Annotated in this window: 21 protein-coding genes; 14 read left to right on the forward strand and 7 right to left on the reverse strand. The window is 70.9% G+C overall.

The features are described from left to right. Positions 1-7: 7 nt before the first annotated feature. A complete protein-coding gene (locus VF584_09935) occupies positions 8-733 on the forward strand; it encodes an SURF1 family protein (protein HEX8210482.1) in 726 nt (241 codons plus the stop codon). Between the two features lie 95 nt (positions 734-828). Beyond that, positions 829-1,911 (forward strand): CBS domain-containing protein, encoded by a 1,083-nt coding sequence (locus VF584_09940; protein ID HEX8210483.1) that lies wholly within the window; start codon positions 829-831, stop codon positions 1,909-1,911. A 102-nt stretch (positions 1,912-2,013) separates the two neighbouring features. Here the strand turns inward: VF584_09940 and VF584_09945 are convergent, their stop codons facing one another. From VF584_09945 to VF584_09960, 4 genes are all read right to left on the reverse strand, one after another. Further along, the gene (locus tag VF584_09945; protein ID HEX8210484.1) at positions 2,014-3,867 is read right to left on the reverse strand and encodes an Ig-like domain-containing protein; all 1,854 of its coding nucleotides are present in this window, start codon (positions 3,865-3,867) and stop codon (positions 2,014-2,016) included. Positions 3,868-3,993: 126 nt separating this feature from the next. Continuing rightward, positions 3,994-5,250: a beta-ketoacyl-ACP synthase II gene (fabF, locus tag VF584_09950; protein ID HEX8210485.1), complete on the reverse strand. Its 1,257-nt coding sequence runs from the start codon at positions 5,248-5,250 to the stop codon at positions 3,994-3,996. A 121-nt stretch (positions 5,251-5,371) separates the two neighbouring features. Beyond that, positions 5,372-6,028: a response regulator transcription factor gene (locus tag VF584_09955; GenBank protein HEX8210486.1), complete on the reverse strand. Its 657-nt coding sequence runs from the start codon at positions 6,026-6,028 to the stop codon at positions 5,372-5,374. An 82-nt stretch (positions 6,029-6,110) separates the two neighbouring features. Then, positions 6,111-6,851 carry a cytochrome c biogenesis protein CcdA gene (locus VF584_09960; protein ID HEX8210487.1) on the reverse strand — a complete coding sequence of 247 codons (741 nt, stop codon included), beginning with the start codon at positions 6,849-6,851 and terminating at the stop codon, positions 6,111-6,113. A gap of 190 nt (positions 6,852-7,041) precedes the next feature. On the opposite strand from VF584_09960, the gene VF584_09965 reads away from it, so the two are divergent. Next, positions 7,042-7,500, forward strand: a complete 459-nt coding sequence (locus VF584_09965) for a hypothetical protein (GenBank protein HEX8210488.1) — start codon at positions 7,042-7,044, stop codon at positions 7,498-7,500. Then, entirely contained in the window at positions 7,493-7,672 is a 180-nt protein-coding gene (locus tag VF584_09970) for a hypothetical protein (GenBank protein HEX8210489.1), read from the forward strand. The genes VF584_09965 and VF584_09970 overlap by 8 nt, the downstream gene beginning before the upstream one ends. A 131-nt stretch (positions 7,673-7,803) precedes the next feature. Here the strand turns inward: VF584_09970 and VF584_09975 are convergent, their stop codons facing one another. After that, positions 7,804-9,288 carry a nitronate monooxygenase gene (locus VF584_09975; GenBank protein HEX8210490.1) on the reverse strand — a complete coding sequence of 495 codons (1,485 nt, stop codon included), beginning with the start codon at positions 9,286-9,288 and terminating at the stop codon, positions 7,804-7,806. A gap of 282 nt (positions 9,289-9,570) precedes the next feature. On the opposite strand from VF584_09975, the gene hemQ reads away from it, so the two are divergent. From hemQ to VF584_10025, 10 genes are all read left to right on the forward strand, one after another. Then, complete coding sequence (hemQ, locus tag VF584_09980) at positions 9,571-10,377, forward strand: hydrogen peroxide-dependent heme synthase (protein HEX8210491.1); 807 nt, start codon at positions 9,571-9,573, stop codon at positions 10,375-10,377. A gap of 75 nt (positions 10,378-10,452) precedes the next feature. Continuing rightward, positions 10,453-11,232, forward strand: coding sequence for an ABC transporter permease (locus VF584_09985; GenBank protein HEX8210492.1), 780 nt, complete (start codon positions 10,453-10,455; stop codon positions 11,230-11,232). Next, positions 11,229-12,029 carry an ATP-binding cassette domain-containing protein gene (locus tag VF584_09990; GenBank protein HEX8210493.1) on the forward strand — a complete coding sequence of 267 codons (801 nt, stop codon included), beginning with the start codon at positions 11,229-11,231 and terminating at the stop codon, positions 12,027-12,029. Before VF584_09985 ends, VF584_09990 begins: the two co-directional genes overlap by 4 nt. Then, positions 12,026-13,123, forward strand: a complete 1,098-nt coding sequence (locus tag VF584_09995) for an MlaD family protein (GenBank protein HEX8210494.1) — start codon at positions 12,026-12,028, stop codon at positions 13,121-13,123. The genes VF584_09990 and VF584_09995 overlap by 4 nt, the downstream gene beginning before the upstream one ends. 117 nt (positions 13,124-13,240) lie before the next feature. Beyond that, positions 13,241-14,509: an aspartate kinase gene (locus VF584_10000; protein HEX8210495.1), complete on the forward strand. Its 1,269-nt coding sequence runs from the start codon at positions 13,241-13,243 to the stop codon at positions 14,507-14,509. Then, positions 14,509-15,516 (forward strand): aspartate-semialdehyde dehydrogenase, encoded by a 1,008-nt coding sequence (locus VF584_10005; GenBank protein ID HEX8210496.1) that lies wholly within the window; start codon positions 14,509-14,511, stop codon positions 15,514-15,516. Before VF584_10000 ends, VF584_10005 begins: the two co-directional genes overlap by 1 nt. After that, positions 15,509-16,021: an NUDIX hydrolase gene (locus tag VF584_10010; protein HEX8210497.1), complete on the forward strand. Its 513-nt coding sequence runs from the start codon at positions 15,509-15,511 to the stop codon at positions 16,019-16,021. Before VF584_10005 ends, VF584_10010 begins: the two co-directional genes overlap by 8 nt. A 7-nt stretch (positions 16,022-16,028) precedes the next feature. Continuing rightward, complete coding sequence (locus tag VF584_10015; protein ID HEX8210498.1) at positions 16,029-17,327, forward strand: AI-2E family transporter; 1,299 nt, start codon at positions 16,029-16,031, stop codon at positions 17,325-17,327. A gap of 73 nt (positions 17,328-17,400) precedes the next feature. Further along, positions 17,401-17,988, forward strand: a complete 588-nt coding sequence (locus VF584_10020) for a 3D domain-containing protein (GenBank protein ID HEX8210499.1) — start codon at positions 17,401-17,403, stop codon at positions 17,986-17,988. Positions 17,989-18,372: 384 nt separating this feature from the next. Next, on the forward strand, positions 18,373-18,759 hold the full coding sequence (locus tag VF584_10025) for a hypothetical protein (GenBank protein ID HEX8210500.1): 387 nt from the start codon (positions 18,373-18,375) through the stop codon (positions 18,757-18,759). A 3-nt stretch (positions 18,760-18,762) separates the two neighbouring features. Here the strand turns inward: VF584_10025 and VF584_10030 are convergent, their stop codons facing one another. Together VF584_10030 and VF584_10035 are read right to left on the reverse strand one after the other, a co-directional pair. Then, the gene (locus VF584_10030; GenBank protein HEX8210501.1) at positions 18,763-19,269 is read right to left on the reverse strand and encodes a DinB family protein; all 507 of its coding nucleotides are present in this window, start codon (positions 19,267-19,269) and stop codon (positions 18,763-18,765) included. Between the two features lie 288 nt (positions 19,270-19,557). Then, positions 19,558-20,598, reverse strand: a complete 1,041-nt coding sequence (locus VF584_10035) for a DUF3618 domain-containing protein (protein HEX8210502.1) — start codon at positions 20,596-20,598, stop codon at positions 19,558-19,560. Positions 20,599-20,606: the final 8 nt, after the last annotated feature.

Raw genomic sequence — 20,606 nt, forward strand, 5'->3', positions numbered from 1 at the left:
CCCCACAATGCGCCTCACCCTCCGCGACGCCCTGGGCGCCGTGTTCATCCTGGCCATGTGCGCGATGTGCGTGCGCCTAGGGTTCTGGCAGCTCGACCGGCTGGAGCAGCGCCGGGCCCGCAACGCCATCGTGCTGGCCGGAATGCGGCAGGCGCCGCGGCCCATCGACGCGGCGCTCGTCGCGGAGATGCGTCGCGATCCGGCGCGGCTGGCGTACCGGCGCGTGGTGGCGCGCGGGCGCTACCTCGCCGCGGCCGGGCTCGTGCTCCGCGGCCGGGTGGAGGGCGGGCGGCCCGGCGTTCACCTTGCCACGCCCCTCCTCCTCGAAGACGGCAGCATCCTTCTCGTCAACCGCGGATGGGTCCCCGCCGCGGATGCCGTCACGCCCGCGGAGCGCCCCGCACCCGCTGCCGGGACCGTCACCGTCGAGGGCATCCTCCAGGAAGTCCCCACCACGCAGGACCGCGGCGGCCGCTCGATCTCGGCGCGCGGCGACACGGCGTACCGGCGGCTGGACCGCGGCGAGGCGCAGGCGCGGCTGGGAGCGGGCGTGCTCCCGATGTACCTCCAGCTCCTGGGCGACACGGGGCGGTCCCTCCCGGTGGCGGTGCCGCCTCCGCCGCTGGACGAGGGGCCCCACCTGGGTTACGCCATCCAGTGGTTCAGCTTCGCGCTGATCGGCGTCGTGGGGCTCTTTGTGCTCCTGCGCCGGAGAGGCGCGGCCTCCTCCTGAGCCCGCCTCCGGGTGCGAGTCTTGCACCCCGGGCGGCCCTCCCGGCCCGCGCGGCGCGGCCGGCGGGAGTTCAAACCAGCACAGGAGGCACGAGCATGCCAAACTACGGACGCGACTTCGACCGTTCACGCTTCAGCCAGGATCGCGGCTTCCGCGGGCAGGGCGGCGGAGGCGGCGGGTCTCGTGGCGGCTACGGCGGAATGGGCTCCGATGGCTTCGGCAACGGGTACACCGGGATGGGCTCCGATGCGGGCGAGTTCTCGGGCCGGCAGAGCCGCGAGGGGTACACCGGCTTCGGCAGCGGCGGCGGCGCGTACGACCAGGACTTCTCCAGCGGCCGCGGGATGCAGCGCGGCGGCGGCTACGGCCAGCAGGGCGGCGGCTTCGGCGGGCGTCCGGGGGGGATGGGGAGCGGCTATGGCGGCGGGCAGGGCTTCGGCGGCGGGTCCGGACGAGGCGGGGGCGGGGGATACGGCGGCGGGCGCGGCTACGGCAGCGGCACCAGCGGCTACGGCGCCTTCGGCGGCCAGCAGGACGGCTACGGGCAGCAGGGCGGGATGGGGCAGGGCGGCGACGAGCTGCGCCGGATGCGCGCGGCCGACATCATGACCGAGAACCCCGAAGTCGTCACCCCCGATGCCACCCTCGCCGATGCCGCCCGCAAGATGCGCGACCTGGACGTCGGCATCATCCCGGTGGTGGAGAGCGAGCAGAACCGGCGGCTGCGCGGCGTCATCACCGACCGTGACATCACCATCCGCGCCGTGGCCGAGGGGCGCGACGCCACCAGCACCCGTGTCTCCGACGTGATGACGACGGGCGTGGAGACGTGCAACAAGAACGACTCCGTGCAGGACGTCCTCCAGCTGATGGAGCGCGAGCAGGTGCGCCGCGTGCCCATCACCGACCGCGAGGGGCGGCTGGTGGGGATCATCGCCCAGGCCGACGTGGCGACGGACCTGGACAGCGAGCTGGGCTCTCGCCGCGTGGCCGACACGCTGGAGCGCATCTCGGAGCCCGGCCAGCCCGGCGGGCGCGGGATGCAGGCGCGTGGCGGCGTCCTCACCTCCGGCGGCTCGCCGATGGGCGGCATGCAGGGCGGCGGCATGCAAGGTGGTGGCGCTCAGGGCGGCGGAACCGGTGGCGGCCCCGGCGCGGAGGGCGGCGACGGCTACTGAGCCGCTCTCCAGGCGCGAAGCACGAGGGGGAGGTCCCGGTCCGGGACCTCCCCCTCGTTCCTGGAGCATCGTGCTGGCGCGGAGGCTCCCTGCCAGCGCCCGCTACTGCCCGGGGATGCGTCCTTCGATCCACCCGCTGTGGCAGACCAGGATCCCGTCCGTCCCGATGCCGCACACCTCCAGCAGACCGCCCAGCTCGATCGAGCGGAGAGTGCCCTGCGGCGCGCTCCGGGTGGGAATGGTCGTGGAGATGGGCCGCGTGCCGTCCAGGCGGAGGACGTCGTTCCCCCAGCAGAAGGTGTTTCCTCCCTGGTCCAGCCCGCAGACCGCTTCGCCGCCCGCGCTCAGGCTCGCGAACGTGTTCGGCGGGGATACCGCCACCGGAGTGTGGCTGTGCAGCTCCTGGCCGTTGCCCAGCTTCCCGTGGAACCCGCTTCCCCAACAGTACGCGCGGCCCGTGGCGTCCAGCGCGCAGGTGAAGAACGTCCCCGCCACGATGGAGCGAAACGTGTGGCTCCCCTCAACGCGAAACGGCGTCCGCGAACAATCGACCGCATTGCAGCTCTCCGGCTTTCCGCTCACCCCCAGCTCACCGTAGGGGTTGCCCCCCCAGCACCATGCGGCTCCGTCGGTAGCGACACCGCACGTGTGCGCGTAACCCACGTCGACCTGGTTGAAGGAGATGCCGCCCGGCACCGGCGCGGGAGCGCTTCCCGGAGCGCTCCCCCAGCAGTAGGCTTCGTTGCGGGTGGACACCCCGCAGGCGGCGCCGCTGATCGACCGGAAAGCCACCCCGCCCGGAAGCGCCGTGGGAACGGCGGCGCCCTCACCCCAGCAGTATGCCGACCCCGCCGCGGTCAGGGCGCAGCTCCGCCGGTCGCCCGCGCTCACCGCCACGAAGCGCAGGTCGGTATCCGCGGGCAGCGGAATGCGGGTGCAGCGGAAGGGGTACCGCCGCGTTACCGTCCTCAGGTATTCGAACCGCTCGCACCGGTCGCTCGGCTGGCGGGTGCCGAGCTGACCCTGCTCGTTGCTTCCCCAGCAGTACACCCGGCCGTCCGTGGTGAGCGCGCAGCTGTGCGTCCTGCCGCCGCTCACCGAGGCGAAGCGGAGCGGCTGCGGATAGGTGACGACGTTTACCGACGAGCTGACCCGCGTAGCGCCGAAGACCGCGGTGATCGTGGCGCGCCCCGCCGCCACCGCGGTGACGCGCCCCTCCGCGTCCACCCGCGCGACCGATGGGTCCGACGACTCCCACGCGCCACTCCCGAGCGCCACCGGCGCCCCCTCCTCCAGGATCGCGCGGATCGTGAGCTGGCGCGTTTCCCCCGGCAGAGCCGCGACGGTGTCCGGCCACACGTGCAGGCCGCGATCGTACACGTACACCTGCACCACACCCGCGCCGCCGTCCACCGTGGCGGTCACCTGGCCGTGCCCGGCGCGCAACGCGGTCACCCGGCCGGTCGCGCTCACCTCCACCAGCGTGGGGTCGGAGGCGGTCCACCTCACGGCGCGCCCCTCCACCGGCTGCCCAGATGCGTCGAGCACGCGCACGGCGAGCTGCGCGCTCTGGCCCGGAGCCAGGAAGGCGTGCAACGAACCCGGCACCACGCGCAGCGGCACCACCTTGAGCGTGCGCACGCCCGTCATCCCATCCGAGCGGGCGCTGATCGTCACCGTGCCCGGCGCGCGCGCGGAGACCACGCCGCTGGCGTCCACTTCGGCGACGGCCGGGTTGTCGCTCTGCCACTCCACCGTCCGGCCGGACAGCTCCACCCCGCCCGCATCGCGCAGCTGCGCGCCGAGCTGCAGCGTCGTGCCCGCGGCCACCGAATCGGCCGGGGCGCTCACGTGCACCGAAGCCACGCGAACCGAGCCGGTGCCCGAGTCTTCGCACGCCGCGAGCAGGATGGCCGCGGCGAGCCCGGAAAGCGCGCGGAGAAAAAAACGTCTCATGAGCTTATGCGAGAAGGGGTGGAGCGAGTGGAAACCGTCAAACGTTTCACGAGGCGCAAGTGCGACAGCGCGCACAGGCCCCCGGTACAAGGAGGAGGTCCGCCGTTCGCGCTGAAAGCCGCCTCCTCAGTCTTCGCTCCAGCGGCGCATGACCAGCGATGTGTTGGCCCCGCCGAAGCCGAACGAGTTGGAGATGGCGACCTCGATGTCGGCTTGGCGCGCGGTGTTGGGCACGTAGTCCAGGTCGCAGGCGGGGTCCTGCTGGCGCAGGTTGATGGTGGGGGGCAGCATCCCCTCGCGCAGGGCGAGGGCGGTGACCCCCGCCTCGATGGCGGCGCTCCCGCCCAGGGCGTGGCCCAGCATCGACTTGGTGGAGGATACCGCCAGCCGGTCCGCGTGCTCGCCGAAGACGCTGCGGATGGCGCGCGTCTCCGCCAGGTCACCCACTGGGGTGGATGTGCCGTGCGCGTTGATGTAGTCCACGTCCTCGGGCGCGATGCCGGCGCTGCGCAGGGCGCGGCGCATGGCCAGCGCGGCGCCCTGGCCGTTCTCGGGCGGCGCGGTGATGTGGTACGCGTCGGCGCTCATCCCGAAGCCGATCACCTCCGCCACGATGGGCGCGCCCCGGCGCCGGGCGCACTCCAGCTCCTCCATCACCAGCACGGCCCCGCCCTCCCCATGCACGAAGCCGCTGCGCGTTTCGTCGAAGGGACGGCTGGCGGTTTCCGGGGTGTCGTAGGTGGTGGCCAGCGCCCGCGCCGCCGCGAAGCCGGCGAAGGAGATGGGCGTCAGGCACGCCTCGGTGCCGCCGGCGAGCATCATGTCCGCGTCGCCGCGCTTGATGGCGTGGAATGCCTCGCCGATCGCGTGGTTGCTGCTGGCGCAGGCGGAGACGGGGGCGTAGCTGGGCCCCTGCGCGCCGGTGCGGATCGCCACCTGCCCCGCGGCCAGGTTGATGATGCTGGCGGGGATGAAAAAGGGCGACACGCGCCCCATCCCCTTCTCCTCCATCAGGTCGCGGGTCTCCATGATGCTGACGAGCCCGCCCATCCCGGAGCCGATGATGACGCCGGTGTTCTCGGGATCCGGCACGGTGCCGATGCCGCCCAGCCCGGCGCTCCGCATCGCCTCGTCGGCCGCGACGACGGCGTACTGGATGAAGGTGTCCATCCGGCGCGCCTCCTTGCGGTCGATCACCGGATCGGGGCTGAACCCCTTCACCTCGGCCGCGATCGAGACCTCGGGCGCCAGCCCCGGGAGCGCGCACTTGGTGAGCGGCCCCACGCCGCTCCTGCCGGCGAGCAGCCCCGCCCACGTTTCGGGCGTGGAGCACCCCAGCGGCGTGACCATCCCGATGCCGGTGACGACGACCCTGCGTGACACGGTACCTCCTTAGGGAATAGGGACCAGGGAACAGGGATTGGTAGGACGGAGCAGTGCGGGCGCCCCTGTGCGGCCCGCTGTTCCTATTCCCTGATCCCCGATCCCTAATCCCTGCAGTTCATCATTCCGCCTTCAGCAGCCCCTTGCGCAGCGCGAAGCGCACCAGCTCGCTGCGGTGCCGCAGGTTCAGCTTCTCCATGATGCGCGCGCGGTAGGTGTCCACCGTTTTTGGCGAGATGAAGAGCTTCTTGCCGATCTCGCTGGAGCTGAATCCCTCCACGGTGTGCGACAGCACCTCGCGCTCGCGCTCGGTAAGGCGGTCCAGCGGGTCGTCCTCGCCGGGCTCCGCCTTGGCTTTGAGGCCGCGGAGGAGGAGCTTCGCGCCGCTTGGGTAGAGGAAGACGTCGCCGCGCGCAACGGTGTGGATCGCCTCGATCAGCTCCTCGTCCGCGCTCTTTTTAGTCACGTACCCGCTCCCCCCCGCCTCCAGCACGGGAAGGAGGTGCTCCTCCTCGCCGTGCATCGTCAGCACCAGCACGCGCGCCCCCTGGTCCAGCGCGGCGATCTGGCGGACGGCTTCCAGCCCGCCCATCCCGGGCATGGAGAGGTCCATCACCACCACGTCCGGCCGCGTCTGCCCGGCGAGGCGCACGCCCTCCTCCCCTGTCCCCGCTTCGCCCACCACCTGGAAGCCGGGCTCCGCCTCCAGCAGCGCGCGCAGGCCCGCGCGCAGCACGGCGTGGTCGTCCACCAGCAGGATGCGAACGGTGTCGGGCATGGACGGGCGGGGGTTCGGGTGCGCTGTGGCGGCGGAATCTGCCCAGGGTGCGGGTCGGGCGCAAGCGAACGCACTTTTCCCGTCACAGCCGCGTCGACAGCCACTCCGGCGTCCACCGCGACAGCATCGCCGACAGCGTCGAGAACGAGCCCGTGAAAAGAAGCACCCCAAGCACCAGCAGCATCGCCCCACTCACGCGGTTGATCCACGGGAGCCACTGGCGGATGCGTTTGAAGGTGGTCAGGAAGCGCTCGATGAGCACCGTGGACAGGAGGAACGGGATCGCCAGGCCGGCGGAGTACACCGCCAGCAGCCCCATTCCCTCCATCATGCTCCCGCGCGTGGCGGCCAGCGTCAGGATGCCGCCCAGCACCGGGCCGATGCACGGCGTCCACCCCGCGCCGAAGGTGATCCCCACCAGCAGCGTCCCCAGGTAGCCTACGGGCTTGTCCGCCAGGTGCATCCGCCACTCGCGGCCCGCGCCGGGAAGCCGCAGCACCCCCAGCAGGTAGAGGCCGAAGAGGATCAGCAGCACCCCGCCCACACGCTCCACCCACCGGCTCGTGTACGCCAGCAGCGAGCCGAGGAAGGTGGCCGACGCGCCCAGGATCATGAACACCAGGGTGAAGCCGAGCACGAAGAGCACCCCGTGCACCAGCACCGCCCGCCGCGTGCGCGCCGTCTCCGCGTCGCGCAGCTCGTCCAGGCTCATCCCGGTAATGAACGTGACGTAGCTCGGCACCAGCGGCAGCACGCACGGCGAAAGGAAGCTCAGCAGCCCGGCCGAGAAGGCCACCAGCAGCCCGAGAGATTGCGGTTCCATGGAGCTCGCGCACGGAGTCGGATCGGCGCGCCCCTGCGCGCCGCGCACCAAGATACACCGCAGCGCCCGATTGTGCCTGCCCGTCCTCCAAGCGCCCCCCGCCGCACGCACCCGCTAGGCGCCAGGCCGCATCTGCGCGCTCCGATTTGTGGCTGGTGTGGCCCTGCGGGTGTGCGTTAGCCTTGACACCATGAAACCGTTGCGCGTGTATATCGATACGTCCGTCGTGGGCGGGTGCCTGGACCTGGAGTTCCGGGTGGCATCGATGCAGCTCTTCCAGCGCTTCCGCGACGGGAGCATGGTCATGGTCACGTCAGATCTCCTGAAAACGGAACTTGCACTCGCGCCCAGTCCGGTGCGCGCGCTTGTGGACGACGTATCCTTGACGCGGGAATACGTGCTTGTCAGCCCGGAAGCGGAGTCTCTCGCGATCCGCTACGTCGAGAAGGGCGTGATCGGGGGCGCGAGGCACGCCGACGCGCTCCACGTAGCAAGTGCGACAGTTCATCGCGTGGATCTGCTCGCGTCCTGGGACTTTAGGGACATTGTCAACCCAGTGCGGGTTCGCGGCTACAACGCGGTGAATGCGAGTGAGGGGTACTGGCCTCTCGTCATCAAGTCTCCAGAGGAGGTGGTTCGCCATGGATAATTACGAGCCGATCGACGCGCTGCGTCTCAAGGATGAGTTGCAGGAACGCGTGAACCGTGCGCTCGCCGGCCTCACCTCGGAGGAAAGGATACGCTGGATCCGAGAAGAAGCGGCGAAATACCGGAGCGAGAATCCGGCGCGTCCTCCGGATGAGGCTCGGAAGACCGCCTGAGTTCGGGCGAAGACGAAGGGCCTTCAGGACGTTGCGCAAGCCGAAAAAGCGTGGAGCACGCCATAACGAGAGAGGGCCCCGGGACGAATCCCGGGGCCCTCTCTTCGTTCCCCCTCCACCTGCGCCAAAGGTCAGGTGTTAGCGGTCTGGCGGCCGTAGGAGAAGCCGGGGACGAGGCGCTGCACGCCGGTCAGGAGGTAGTCCACCACCTCGCCGGCGGTGTAGCCGGTGCGGTCCGAGCCGATGAAGCGGCGGATGTTCTTGAGCTCGTCGCCGCTGGTGATCAGCGGGGCCTCTTCCACGCCCTCGTCGCGCAGCTGCGCGTGGCCGATGGTGGCGAAGAGGGCGTTGCACAGGCACTTGCGGCCCACCGTGTCCTCCACCTTGCCGCCCTTCTTGAGGTAGGTGTCCACCGGCTCGGCGGCGCAGCGATAGTTGACCCGGCCGCGGTCGTCCCGGTACGACTCGCGCAGGTAGCCCAGGTCGCACACGCGCTCGCGCTGCTGGTAGACGGGGAGCTGCGACAGCGTACCCGGCACCTGCGCCACCTTGAACGGGAAGCCCGTGGGGGAGGCGCGCGAGTCGGTCACCACGTCGATGGTGTCCTCCTGCGCCTGGCGAATCACGTTGCGCTTCAGCTCGGAGGTTACGCCGCTCTCCTCCGCGTAGGCGAAGAGGGTGCCCACCTGGATCCCCGCCGCGCCGGCGTCCAGCGCCTCGGCCAGCTTCTCCGGGCTGCCGGAGCCGCCCGCGAGCCAGAAGGGGAGGCCGTGGTCCTTCATCTTCTCCAGATCCACCACGTCGCGCTGGCCGTAGATCGGCTCGCCGCGCTCGTTGTAGACGATCTCGCCGCGGGGCGGGGCATTGTGCCCGCCGGCCGTGGGAGCCTCGATGATGAAGCCATCCACCCGGCCGCTCGCCTTGCGCGCCAGCATGGTGGCCAGCGAGTTGGAGGCGATGATCGGCAGGAAGAACGGACGCGTGATCTCCACCGGCGGCGCCTCGGAGTGCACGCGCGGGTCGAAGTGCAGGAGCTCCGTCTCGTCGCGCCCCAGCCCCTCGACCTCGAACTTCATCGACGCGGGCTCGTGGCGGGCGAAGCGGTCCAGCACGCCCGGGATCTCCTTGGGGATGCCGGCGCCCATCAGCACGTAGTCGACGCCCGCGAGCATGGCGCCGTACAGCGTCGCAAGGTTGGGCATCTGCACCTTGGTGAGGAGGTTGATCCCCACCACGCCGTCGTGCCCTTCCTTGGCCAGCCACACCTCCACGAACGACGAGAGCACGGTGAGCTGCTCGCGCACCCTGCTCACCATCTGCCGGTACATGGGGACGGCCTTGTACGGCTCGCCCGGCGCGCGCCCGTCGGGGAGGAAGTAGCTCTTGAGCACCGCCGCGCTGACTTCCGGAAGGGGGAAGTGCTCCATCGCGCGCCGGATGTGCCCGCCGATGTCGCCGTCCTGCAGGCGCCGCACCAGGAGGGAGTCGATGCACGTTCCGGAGACCACGCCCATCTGCCCCCGCATGGCGACTGCCTTGGCGAGGACCCAGTTGGAGACTCCGACGCCCATTCCGCCCTGAATGATCAGCGGATGGGAGAGCGCGGCTTCGTTCATGCGCTTGCGGGGTAACAGGTTGCGTGACCGTTGTGTGGTTTGGTCACTGAATCTACCGCGAAAGTGCCGGATGTGCAACGGGTTACGCATTTCGCGCCCCGAAAATGAGTGCGGCTCACCCACGCCGAACCCGCGCACGCGCATCCCACTTGAGGATTTGCACGCCCGATGCCATTGTCGCGGAGGCGTTGCCCGGCGGGCGCCGCCGCGGGTATCTTCGGGCTCGTGGCGGGCCCCGGAGCAGGGGAATCCCGCTCCCGTTCCCCGCATCATCTCCCCGAAATGCCCGCGATTCCGCCCGCCACCCTAGAAGGCTGGTACGCCCTCCACCAGGTGTTCGCCCTGGACTGGGCCGCCCTGCGCGCCGCCGATGCGCCCGCGCTCGCCACCGCCGCGCGCCGGCTGATGGAGGAGCTGGCTCCCGCCGGCGAGGGGTGGAGCGACGCCTTTCGCATCGCCGCGGGCGACGGGGCGGACCTGCTGCTCGCGCACTTCCGCCCCACGCTGGACGAGGTCGCGGCGGTGCAGACCCGCGTAAAGGCGTCCGCGCTCGGCCCCTACCTGCGCACCGTGTACGACTACCTCTCGGTGACCGAGGCGGGGCTGTACCATGCAACGGCGCAGGCGGCGCGTGAGCACGGCGCGGGGACGCCGGAGTTCAGGGCGGCGCTCGAAACGGCGAAGGCCGAGGAGCTCGCCTCGGCGCACGTGCGCTCCAGGCTGTACCCCGAAGTGCCGCAGGGGATGCGCTACCTCTCCTTCTACCCCATGACCAAGCGGCGCACCGGTGCGGAGAACTGGTACACGCTGGACGTGGCGGAGCGCAGCCGGCTGATGCGCGACCATGGGATGACGGGACGGCAGTACGCCGGGCGCGTATTCCAGGTCATCACCGGCTCGGTGGGCTTCGACGAGTGGGAGTGGGGCGTGACGCTCTTTGCGCGGGATCCGCTGGAGTTCAAGCGCATCGTCACGGAGATGAGGTACGACGAGGCGAGCGCGCTGTACGGCGAGTTCGGGCGCTTCTTCACCGGCATTCGTCTTGCTCCCGAGGAGTGGGAAGGGATCCTCGGAGCGGGCTCCGCGTGACGCGAGACGCTCTCCTAACCCCGTCCGGGCAATTGCGTGCTGGCCCGGCGCGGGGTTCGCTCGTATCTTGACTGCATGAACCTGTCTACCCCCTTTGCCATCATCGGCGGCTCCATCCTGGGGCTGCTGTCCTCCTTCGGCCAGTTCTCCCGCTTCGTGGGGGACCTGATCCGAGCGCTGACGGACATCCGCACCTGGGGCCCGCTCACCGTTGGGCAGATGCGACGGCTGGGGGTGGACTCGCTCCCCATCGCGCTCTTCCTATCGTGCTTCACCGGAATCGTGCTGGCGCTGCAGGCGTCGTACACCTTCACCGGCGCAATCCCGCTATACTTCGTGGGCGCGCTGGTGACCAAGACGATGATCCTGGAGCTGGGCCCGGTGCTCACGGGGCTCGCCCTTTCCGGCCGCGTGGGCGCCAACATCGCCGCCGAGCTGGGGACGATGCGCGTGTCCGAGCAGATCGACGCGCTGGAGACGATGGCCTACAACCCCATCGCGTACCTGGTGGTGCCGCGCGTGCTGGCGGGTACGATCATGGTGCCGCTGCTGGTCATCTTCTCGAACGTGCTGGGGATCGCCTCCGGGTGGATCACCTCCATGAACGTGCTGGACATGACCAGCGCCCAGTTCGTGCGGGGCTCGCGGCTCTTCTACGATTCGTTCGACATCGTCTACTGCGTCATCAAGTCGACCTCCTTTGGGCTGACGATCACGGTGCTGGGGTGCTACCAGGGGTTCAACACCCGCGGCGGCGCAGAGGGCGTGGGGATCGCCACCACCCGCGCCGTGGTGCTGGCCAGCATGATGATCCTGGTGCTGGACGCCTTCTGGGCGCTGGTGCTCCTCCAGTGAGCATCCAGCTGCGCGGCATCCACAAGGGGTTCGGGGCCAAGAAGATCCTCCGCGGCCTGGACCTGGACGTGGACGAGGGGGAGACGATGTCGCTGGTGGGCTTCTCCGGCGCCGGCAAGTCGCTCACGCTCAAGCACATCGTCGGGCTGATGAAGCCTGACGCGGGCACGGTGCACGTGGACGGGCAGGAGGTGCCCACCCTGCCGCGCGAGAAGCTCTTCAAGCTGCGGCTGGACATGGGGTACGTCTTCCAGTTCGCCGCCCTCTTCGACTCCATGACGATCGGCGAGAACGTCGCCATGGGGCTGCGCAAGAAGGGGGGGATGACGCCGGCGCAGATCCGCGACCGGGTGGAGGAGTCGCTGGCGCTGGTGGACCTGGCGGGGTTCTCGACGCGCTTTCCGCAGGAGATGTCCGGCGGGCAGCAGAAGCGCGCGGGGCTGGCGCGGGCGATCGCGTACCGCCCCAAGTACCTGCTCTACGACGAGCCCACCAGCGGACTGGACCCCGTCACCACCACGGTCATCGACCGGCTGGTGCTGCGGATGAAGGAGGAGCTGGGGGTCACCTCGCTGGTGATCACGCACGACATGAAGAGCGCGTACGCCATCAGCGACCGCATCGGGATGCTGTACGAGGGACGGCTGGTGGAGGTGGGGACGCCGAAGGAGTTCCAGGAGTCGCGCAACCCGATCGTGCGCGCCTTCGTGGAGGGCGAGCCCGGGCTGAAGCACGACGCGGAGGACCCCCTGCCGATGGGCGGGGAGGGTGCCGTTGGCAAAGGGAGGAAGCGATGAAGTGGAAGAACGAGGCGCTGGTGGGCCTGGTGGTGATCGCCGGGATCCTGACCGCTCTGGCGGGGGCCGTGTGGCTGAGCGGCAAGTCGTGGAGCGGCGAGGAGCGCACGATCACCGCCACCTTTCGCGGCGTGGGCGCGCTGGAGGTGGGGAACCCCGTGAAGCTGCGCGGCGTGAACGTGGGCCGCGTGACGGAGATCCGCCTTTCCGAGCGCGGCGACGGCGTGTTCGTGAACATGACGGTGCGCCCGGACATCGCGATGCCAAGCGACGCCGGCGTGCTGCTGGCCAGCGAATCCCTGTTCGGCGATTGGATGGCGCAGATCGTGTCGCGCGGCCAGTACCCGGACCTGGAGTTCGTGGCGGCGCAGCGGGGCCGCGTGCTCCCCGGCGCATCGCTCCCCGACATCTCGGAGCTGACGGCGGTGGCGGCGCGCATCTCCAGCGACATCGAGACGCTCTCCGCCCGCATCCAGCTGGCCTTCACCGAGGAGACGGCGCTCACCATCCGGCAGACGCTGGAGAACGTGGGCGAGGTGAGCGACCAGCTGGAGGGCTTCATCGGGCAGCAGACGCGCACCTACGACGCGGTGTCGAAGAACGTGCTGGAGTCCACCGCCAACGTGCGCAACGCCACGGCGACCGCGTCGCTCACCGCCACGGACATCCGCACCACCATCAACCGCGGCGACGTGCAGGCGATTCTGGCCAACGCCCGCCGCGCGAGCGCCAACCTGGAGGCGCTGAGCTCGCAGCTCAGCGCATCCACGGGCGGCATCCCGGGGGTCATCACGCAGGTGGACTCCACGGTGGCCGCATTCGGCGCGACGGCCAGGGCGCTGAACCAGACGATCGGCGCCCTGCAGCCCGCGATGGCGGAGGTGGGCCCCACCATGGTGGAGGCGCGCCGCGCGATGACGACGCTGAGCACCGCCGTCGGCGCCATCCAGCAGGGCAACGGCACCCTGGGCCGCCTGGCGACCGACCCGGCGCTCTACGAAGAAATGCAGCGCGCCATCGAGACGCTGCGCCGGTTGATGGCGGACATCCAGCAGAACCCGGCGAAGTACATCGGGCAGGTGCAGGTATTTTAACGTTAGTGCGTGAGTGCGTGAGTGCGTTAGTGCGTGAGTGAGGCGCGGCTGCTCACGGACCGATGCGCTCCCCGCACCAGCGCACTTCCGCACTAACGCACTAACGCACTTCCCTCCATGCCCCTGGTCGTCCAGAAGTTCGGTGGCACCTCCGTCGGCTCGCCCGAGCGGATCAGGGCCGTGGCGCGGCGGGTGGCGCGGGCCCGGGCGCGCGGCGACGACCTGGTGGTGGTGGTCTCGGCGATGGGACACACGACCGACGAGCTCACCGAGCTCGCCGCGCAGGTCACGGGGCTGGAGCGCGCCGGGAGCCGGCATCCGCGGGAGATGGACATGCTGCTGACGGCGGGGGAGCGGATCGCCGCGGCGCTGCTCACCATGGCGATCACGGAGGAGGGGGCGGAGGCGCGCTCCTTTACCGGGAGCCAGGCGGCGATCATCACCGACGGGCAGCACACCGCCGCCCGCATCCGCGAGATCCGCGGCGACCGCGTGCGCGAGGCGCTCGCCGAAGGGAGGGTCGCCATCGTGGCCGGGTTCCAGGGGGTGAGCACCGGGCGCGAGATCACCACGCTGGGGCGCGGCGGGTCGGACACCAGCGCGGTGGCCCTGGCGGCGGCGCTCAAGGCGGACCGTTGCGAGATCTTCACCGACGTGGACGGGGTCTACACGGCCGACCCGCGGCGGGTGCCGGGCGCGCGCGTCATCCGCGAGATCTCGCACGCGGAGATGCTGGAGATGGCATCCGCCGGCGCCCAGGTGATGCATGCGCGCGCCGTGGACATCGGGGCGCGCTTCGGCGTGGACATCCGCGTCCTCTCCTCCTTTTCCGACGACGACACTCCTTCTGGCACGCTGATCACCTCGATGCCCCGCGCGATGGAAGACCTCGTACTCACCGGCCTCGCATCCTCCGGCTCGCATGCGAAGCTGATCCTGCGCGGACTTCCCGCCGGTATGGCGACCTCCACCGAGCTGCTGGGCACGCTGGCCGACGCCGGCGTCAGCGTGGACATGGTGGCCGAGTCGATCGAGGCGCAGGGGACGATGCAGGTGCAGCTCACCGTGGCCGCCGACGTGCTCGAGCGGGCACGTGGCCTGGCAGGCGAGGTGATCGCGCGGCTGGGGAGCGGCACGGTGGAGGCGCGCGACGGGCTCACCCGCATCACGCTGGTGGGGAGCGGGATGACGGGGCGGCCGGGGGTGTACGCCCGCGCCTATCGCACTCTGCACGCGGCCGGCGTGGAGGTGCACGGCGTGTCCACTTCGTCCATCTCGATCTCCCTGCTGGTCACAGCGGAGCACGAGGACGACTCGCTGCGCGCCCTGCACGACGCGTTCGCGCTGGAGATGGCGGGCGACGCCGAGCACGTGGCGGAGCGCTGATGAACGTCGCCATCCTGGGGGCCACCGGCGCGGTGGGGCGCACCATGCTCGGCGTGCTGGCCGAGCGCGGCATCCCCGTGGAGCGGCTGACGCTGCTGGCCTCCGAGCGCTCCGCCGGGCAGCGTGTGGAGTGGGGCGGACGCGAGTGGAAGGTGGAGGTTCCGCGCTCCGGATCGTTCCGCGGGGTGGACTTCGCGCTCTTCTCCGCCGGCGCGGACCGCTCGCGCGAGTGGGGGCCGCGCGCCGCGGACGAGGGCGCCGTGGTCGTCGACAACTCCTCCGCCTGGCGGATGGACCCCGACGTCCCGCTCGTGGTGCCCGAGGTGAACATGGCGGCGGCGCAGCACCGGCCGCGCGGCATCGTCGCCAACCCCAACTGCTCCACCATCCAGATGGTCGTCGCGCTGCAGGCGCTGCACCGGGCGGGGGGCCTGCGGCGCGTGGTGGCCACCACCTGCCAGTCGGTGAGCGGCGCGGGGGAGACGGGGCGCGACACCCTGCGCCGTGAGAACGCGGGCGAGGGGCTCACGCTGCCGCGGGTGGCGCAGCCCGTGGAGGGCTCCCCCTTCATGCGCCGCATCTCGGGCAACGTCATCCCCCAGATCGGCGATTTCGATGGCGAGGGGTGGACGGGCGAGGAGCGCAAGATGATGGACGAGACGCGCAAGATCATGGGCCTGCCCGATCTCGCCGTCGCGGCCACCTGCGTGCGCGTCCCCGTGGAGGTGGGCCACTCCGTGCAGCTGATGGTGGAAACGGAGCGCGAGCTCTCGGCGGAGGGGGCGCGGCGGGCACTGGCACTCTTCCCCGGTATCCTGCTGCAGGGCGGTGCCGAGTCGTACCCCACGCCGTGGGAGGCGGCCGGGCGCGACGCCGTGTTCGTGGGGCGCATCCGCAAGGACCCGGTCGTCCCCAACACGCTGCACCTGTGGGTGGTGGCGGACAACCTGCGGAAGGGGGCCGCCACGAACGCCGTGCAGATCGTGCAGGGGCTGCGCGGTGGGTAAGCGGCGGCGCGGAAGGGGCGACTGCGCCGCCGGCCCGGTGCGGCCGGTGGTGGAGACGAGCGCCGGCGGCGTCATCTACCGCTGGTGCGGCACCGACCCGCACGTCCTCCTGATCCGCGACCGCTATCACCACTGGGGCTTCCCCAAGGGGCACCTGGAGGGCGCGGAGACCGCCGCCGACGCGGCGCTGCGCGAGGTGGCCGAGGAGACCGGCCTCACGCAGCTCCGCCTGGGGCCGCGGCTGCACACCATCGACTGGTTCTTTCGCTTCCGCGGGCGCCTGATCCACAAGTACTGCCACTTTTACCTGATCGAGTGCCCCGCCGGCGACACCTGCCCGCAGGCCGAGGAGGGGATCACCGAGTGCGTGTGGCTCCCGCTGGACGAGGCGATCTCCTCCATCTCGTACGACAACGCGCGCGAGGTGCTGCGCCTGGCGGCCACCCAACTGCGGGGGGCGCCCCCCCACGCGCCGCGGACCGGCGGCGACGTGCACTCCGAATAGGCCAGCCGTGAAGCAGCCATCCCACCCCATCCATACGCCCGCGCCCTCCGCGCAAAAGCCGCTCGACTGGCAGATCGTCCATTCGGTGATCGTCGTCGTGGTGCTCGGGATCTTTCTGTACACGGTGCGCGGGATACTCAGCCCGTTCCTGGTCTTCCTTCTCCTGCTCTTCGTGACGGCGCCGCTGCAGGGGACGCGGATCTACGTGCTGATCGTAAGCGCGGCCGCGATGCTCACGCTGATCTGGGCGCTGAACGCCACGGGGTTCCTGCTGGCGCCCTTTCTCCTGGCGCTCGCCTTCTCCTACATCCAGAACCCGCTGGTGACGCGGATGGAGCGGCGGAAGATCCCGCGAAAGTGGGGGACGCTGATTATGGCGATCCCCACGCTGGTGATCCTGGGGCTGCTCTTCTTCGTGGCGATTCCGGCACTGGGCGGGCAGATCGCGGACTTCATCAACGACTCCCCGAAGTACCTGCAGCGCGCCACCGTCTGGGTAGAGGGCCTGCAGGCACAGGTGATGCGGCGCGACATCCCCGGCGTAGACGAGGAAGCGCTCGTGGCGCGCCTCCGCGCGATCAAGCCGGAGCAGATGGTGGCGTATCTCCAGCAGCGCCAATCCGCCATCGCGGGGGCGGCGTGGGCCGGCGTGCTGGGCCTCGGGCGCGGCGTGGGGACCATCCTGAGCATCCTCAGCTACATCTTTTTGACTCCGATCCTCACCTATTACCTCCTGCGCGACTGGCCCGACATCACCGCGCGCCTGGGGGAGATGGTCCCGGTCAAGCGGCGCCCCGCGGTGCTGGAGTTCGCGCGGGGGTACGACCGGCTCCTCTCCGGCTTCCTGCGCGGCAACGTGACGTCCTCGGCGGTGGTGGGGTTCCTCACCTTCATCGGGCTGTTCCTGCTGGGCTTCCCCTACGCGCTGCTGCTGGGGATCATGGCGGCGGTGTTCAACATCATCCCCTACGTGGGGCTGATCCTGACGCTTATCCCGGCGCTGGTGATCGCGCTCTTCACGCCTGACCCGGTGGTCGGGCTGGGGAAGGCGCTCGGCGTATTCGTGGTGGTGCAGCTACTGGACGGCGCCGTTCTCTCCCCCAACATCGTGGGCGAAAGCGTGAACCTCCACCCGGTGTGGGTGATCCTGGCGCTCTCGGTGTTCGGCTTCTTCTTCGGCTTCGTGGGGCTTCTCCTTGCCGTTCCGCTGGCGGTGCTGCTAAAGTTGGTGCTGACCCACGCTCTTGTTCGCTACCGCCGCTCGCGCCTGTACCTGGGTGACGAGCGCGCCCTGCCCATGTCCTGACCGCGCCGGACGCCGCCTTTATCCCTGGCGGCGCTACCATCGCGCCGGGATTCCCCCCGCGAGAACCCCCGCCATGAGTTCTTTCTCCCACCGCGCCCCGATATCCCGGACTTTCACCGTGGTCGCCGCGGGGCTGGTGCTCGCCGCGGTGGTGGGCGTGTGGGCGTGCGCGCCGCGCGCCATCGCGGCCCCGCCCGTGCCAGCGCCTACGAACTACCTCCCCGCCGCCGCCGTCCCCGTCCCGCCCTCCGAGCCGAGCCCGGAACTGGTGCGCTCGATCGAGGCGCGCATCCGTGCCCAGGTGGAGGCGGAGCACCGCGCGGAGCACGCCGCCGCGCTCCCGCGCGCCGCCTCCAGGGCGTTCGAGGTGCGCGATCATATCGAGATGAGCTCCACGGCCTATTGCCTCAAGGGCCTGATGCGCACCGGCGTGCGTACCCGCGACGGAATGGCGGCGGCGGACCCGCGCGTCCTGCCGCTGGGCTCCGTGGTCCGCGTGTCGCACCCGGACGGCCGCCCCATCGGCGTCTTCGTGGTGATGGACACGGGCGGCGCCGTGCGCGGCAACAAGATCGACATCTACATGGATTCCTGCCGCGAGGCGACGGACTGGGGGCGCAGGGCGGTGGTGGCGGAGGTGCTGGCGATCGGGCGCTCATAGAGCCCCCTCCCCCCGACCCCCTCCCCCGCCTGCGGGGGCGCAGGGCGGGTGAGGGGGAGAATTCATGCCTCCGCCGCAAACGTCGTGGTAGGGGCGCGATTTATCGCGCCCGTGTCACGGGCCGCTCCGCCGCCGCCCCGCGGACCAATCACCAATCCCGTAGGGGCTGCCCCGCGTGGCTGCCCGTGTCCTGCGCTGCGCCGATGCCGGCCCCCCGCGCGCAATGTCTGCCGCTCACGAGCCGGCTTCAGCCGCCTTCCCGTCGTTCCAGCCGGGGGCTTTAGCCCCCGGATCACGTCCCGGATCGCGTCCCGGATCGAATCCCCGCGAACCACGACCCCCGCGCGGGTTGCGAACGGCCGGGGAACGGGCGAAAATGCTGCCGTGAACCTCTCCCTCGCCTCCGTTTCGCTGCCCGAGCCGCTCCTGGGCATCCTCGCCGTTGCGGGCGTGCTCGCCATCCTCGCGCGGCTCGGGAGGTCGATGCTGCGCGTGGGGATCACCGTGGCCGAGGAGACCGCCGCGGCCGGGATGGCGGAGGCCAGCGCCCGCCGCGGCGACCTCACCGGGCTTGCCGAGCGGCGCGACCAGAGGACCGCGCTGCGCCGAACCCGCCTCAGGCAGCTTGCCGTCTCGGTGCTGTGGGTGGCGCTGCTGGTGGGGCCGGCGCTGGCGGGGTGGGGACGGCCGGTGTACGCGGCGGCCGCCCTCGTCTGGCTGTTGCCGCGCGCGCCGCTCCGGCAGGTGCGCGCGGCCGCCCCGCCCGTCTGAGCCTCACATCGGCGTGTCCGCGGACGGGCCGTAGATGGAGGGGAGCGGCACGTCGTTGAGGCGCAGGTAGACGCTGAGCTGGCCGCGATGATGGATGATGTGGCTGATCATCATCGTCCGCAGCACCGCCGCGCGCGGGAGGGCGAAGATGGTGTGCCCCGCGTTCTTGAGCGACCAGGTGACGCCCAGCTCCTCGTCGCTCGCGGCCGCGATGGCGGCGCGGGTCTCCTGCACGTTGGCGTCGAAGGTGGCGAGGAGCGCTTCCAGGGATTCGAACCGCGGCGGGGTGCGGGGCGGGCTGCCCGGCGGGTTCATGTCGACCTCGGTCAGCGTGATGGCGCGCAGGCCGAGCGACGGGATCGTCGCCAGGTGCTGAGCGAGGGCGCCCAGCGCGGTGGACTTCGGGTGCGGCTTCCAGTCGGCGCGGTCGGAGGGGACGCGCTCCAGGAGGGTGCGCGTGATGGCCATCTCCTGGTCGAATTCAGGGAGCAGGGCTTGGGCGATCGGCATTTTCGTGTCTCGGGAAGGTGTGGGGGAAGTTGGTAGGAGGAATTTAGGGGCGGCGCGGGGTTGTGCGCGAGGCGGGAAGCGGGCGGTTGTGACCGGGCGGGCACGGGCAGCCACATGGGGCGGCGCTACAGGAATGGCGGTTCCGGGTGGCGGTGGGGCGGTGCGGGGGAGGGCACGGGCGCGATGAATCGCGGGCCCTACCAGGATGGCGGGTTTAGGGCCCAGGGACGCGAGCGGGGGCGGCGCGCAAAGGCGCCGCCCCCGTTTTCAATCCGTGCAGGGCTCCGGTCAGCCGTTGCCGAAGCCGTCGCCCTGGTCGTACTCGCTGCGCGCGCGGTAGTCGGTGGAAGACTCGTAGCCGCCATCCTCCAGGCCGCTGTCGTAGTGGGCACCCTGGTTGAAGCCGCGCTGCGGATAGTCGTCGCCGCCGAGCGAGGCGCCGCTCGAATAGCCGGTGCCGCCGTACTCGCTCTCGCTGTACCCCGTGCCGTATCGGCGCGGGTAGGCGCCCGTCTCGTACGAGGTGGACGGCGAATAGTTGTCGTACGAGCCGCCGGTGGCGCGGACCTCCACCTCCACGTCGTACTCCTCCTCCTCTTCGGGACGGCCGCGGATCTGGCCCAGGAGGCCGCCGAAGATCCCGCCGATGGCGCTGCCAAGCGAGCTGCGCCATCCGCCGCCGCGTTCCTGGCGCTCCTGGTCGCGGGCGGCGCGGCGCTCGGCCTCCTCCAGGCGGGCGCGGAGGCGGCGAAGCTCCTCCTCCTGCTCGCTGTTCTGCCGCATCAGCCGGCGCGACTGCTCTTCCCAGCGGCGGGCGCGCACGTCCGTCCCGCCATCGTACTCCGCGTCGCCCCCGGAGCGGCGCGGCCGGTCGTCGTCGTCGCCGCCGGTGAGGTAGCCGAGGAGGAGCCCCGTGCCGAAGACGCCGCCGAATACCAGGAGGGGCCGGCGGTGCACCTCTTCCTGGATGGGCGCCAGCCGCTCGCGCACGGGGGCGAGGCGCTCGCGCACCTGCGCCTTCACGTCCAGCTTCTCCTCCAGCGTCTGCTTGCGGCGCAGGAGCTGCTCCTCGATCTCGTCGATCGTCTCCGACATGCGGGCGCGCGTCTGCTCGATCTCGGCGCGCGTGGCGTCCGGATCGGCGGGTGCGGCGGCGCCACCCGTGGTTCCGCCCGTCGCGCCGGCGCCGCCACCCACCTCGGAGCCGGTGTTGTAGACGGTCGAATCCCCGGCGCGCACGTCGGCGCCGGGAAGCGCGTGCCCAGCCGGAAGGCGGTCCGCATCGTTCATCGTCCGGTCTTCCCCGAACGGATCACGAGTCTCATCCATGGATCGTT

The organism is Longimicrobium sp. (assembly GCA_036389135.1).
Lineage (GTDB): Bacteria > Gemmatimonadota > Gemmatimonadetes > Longimicrobiales > Longimicrobiaceae > Longimicrobium.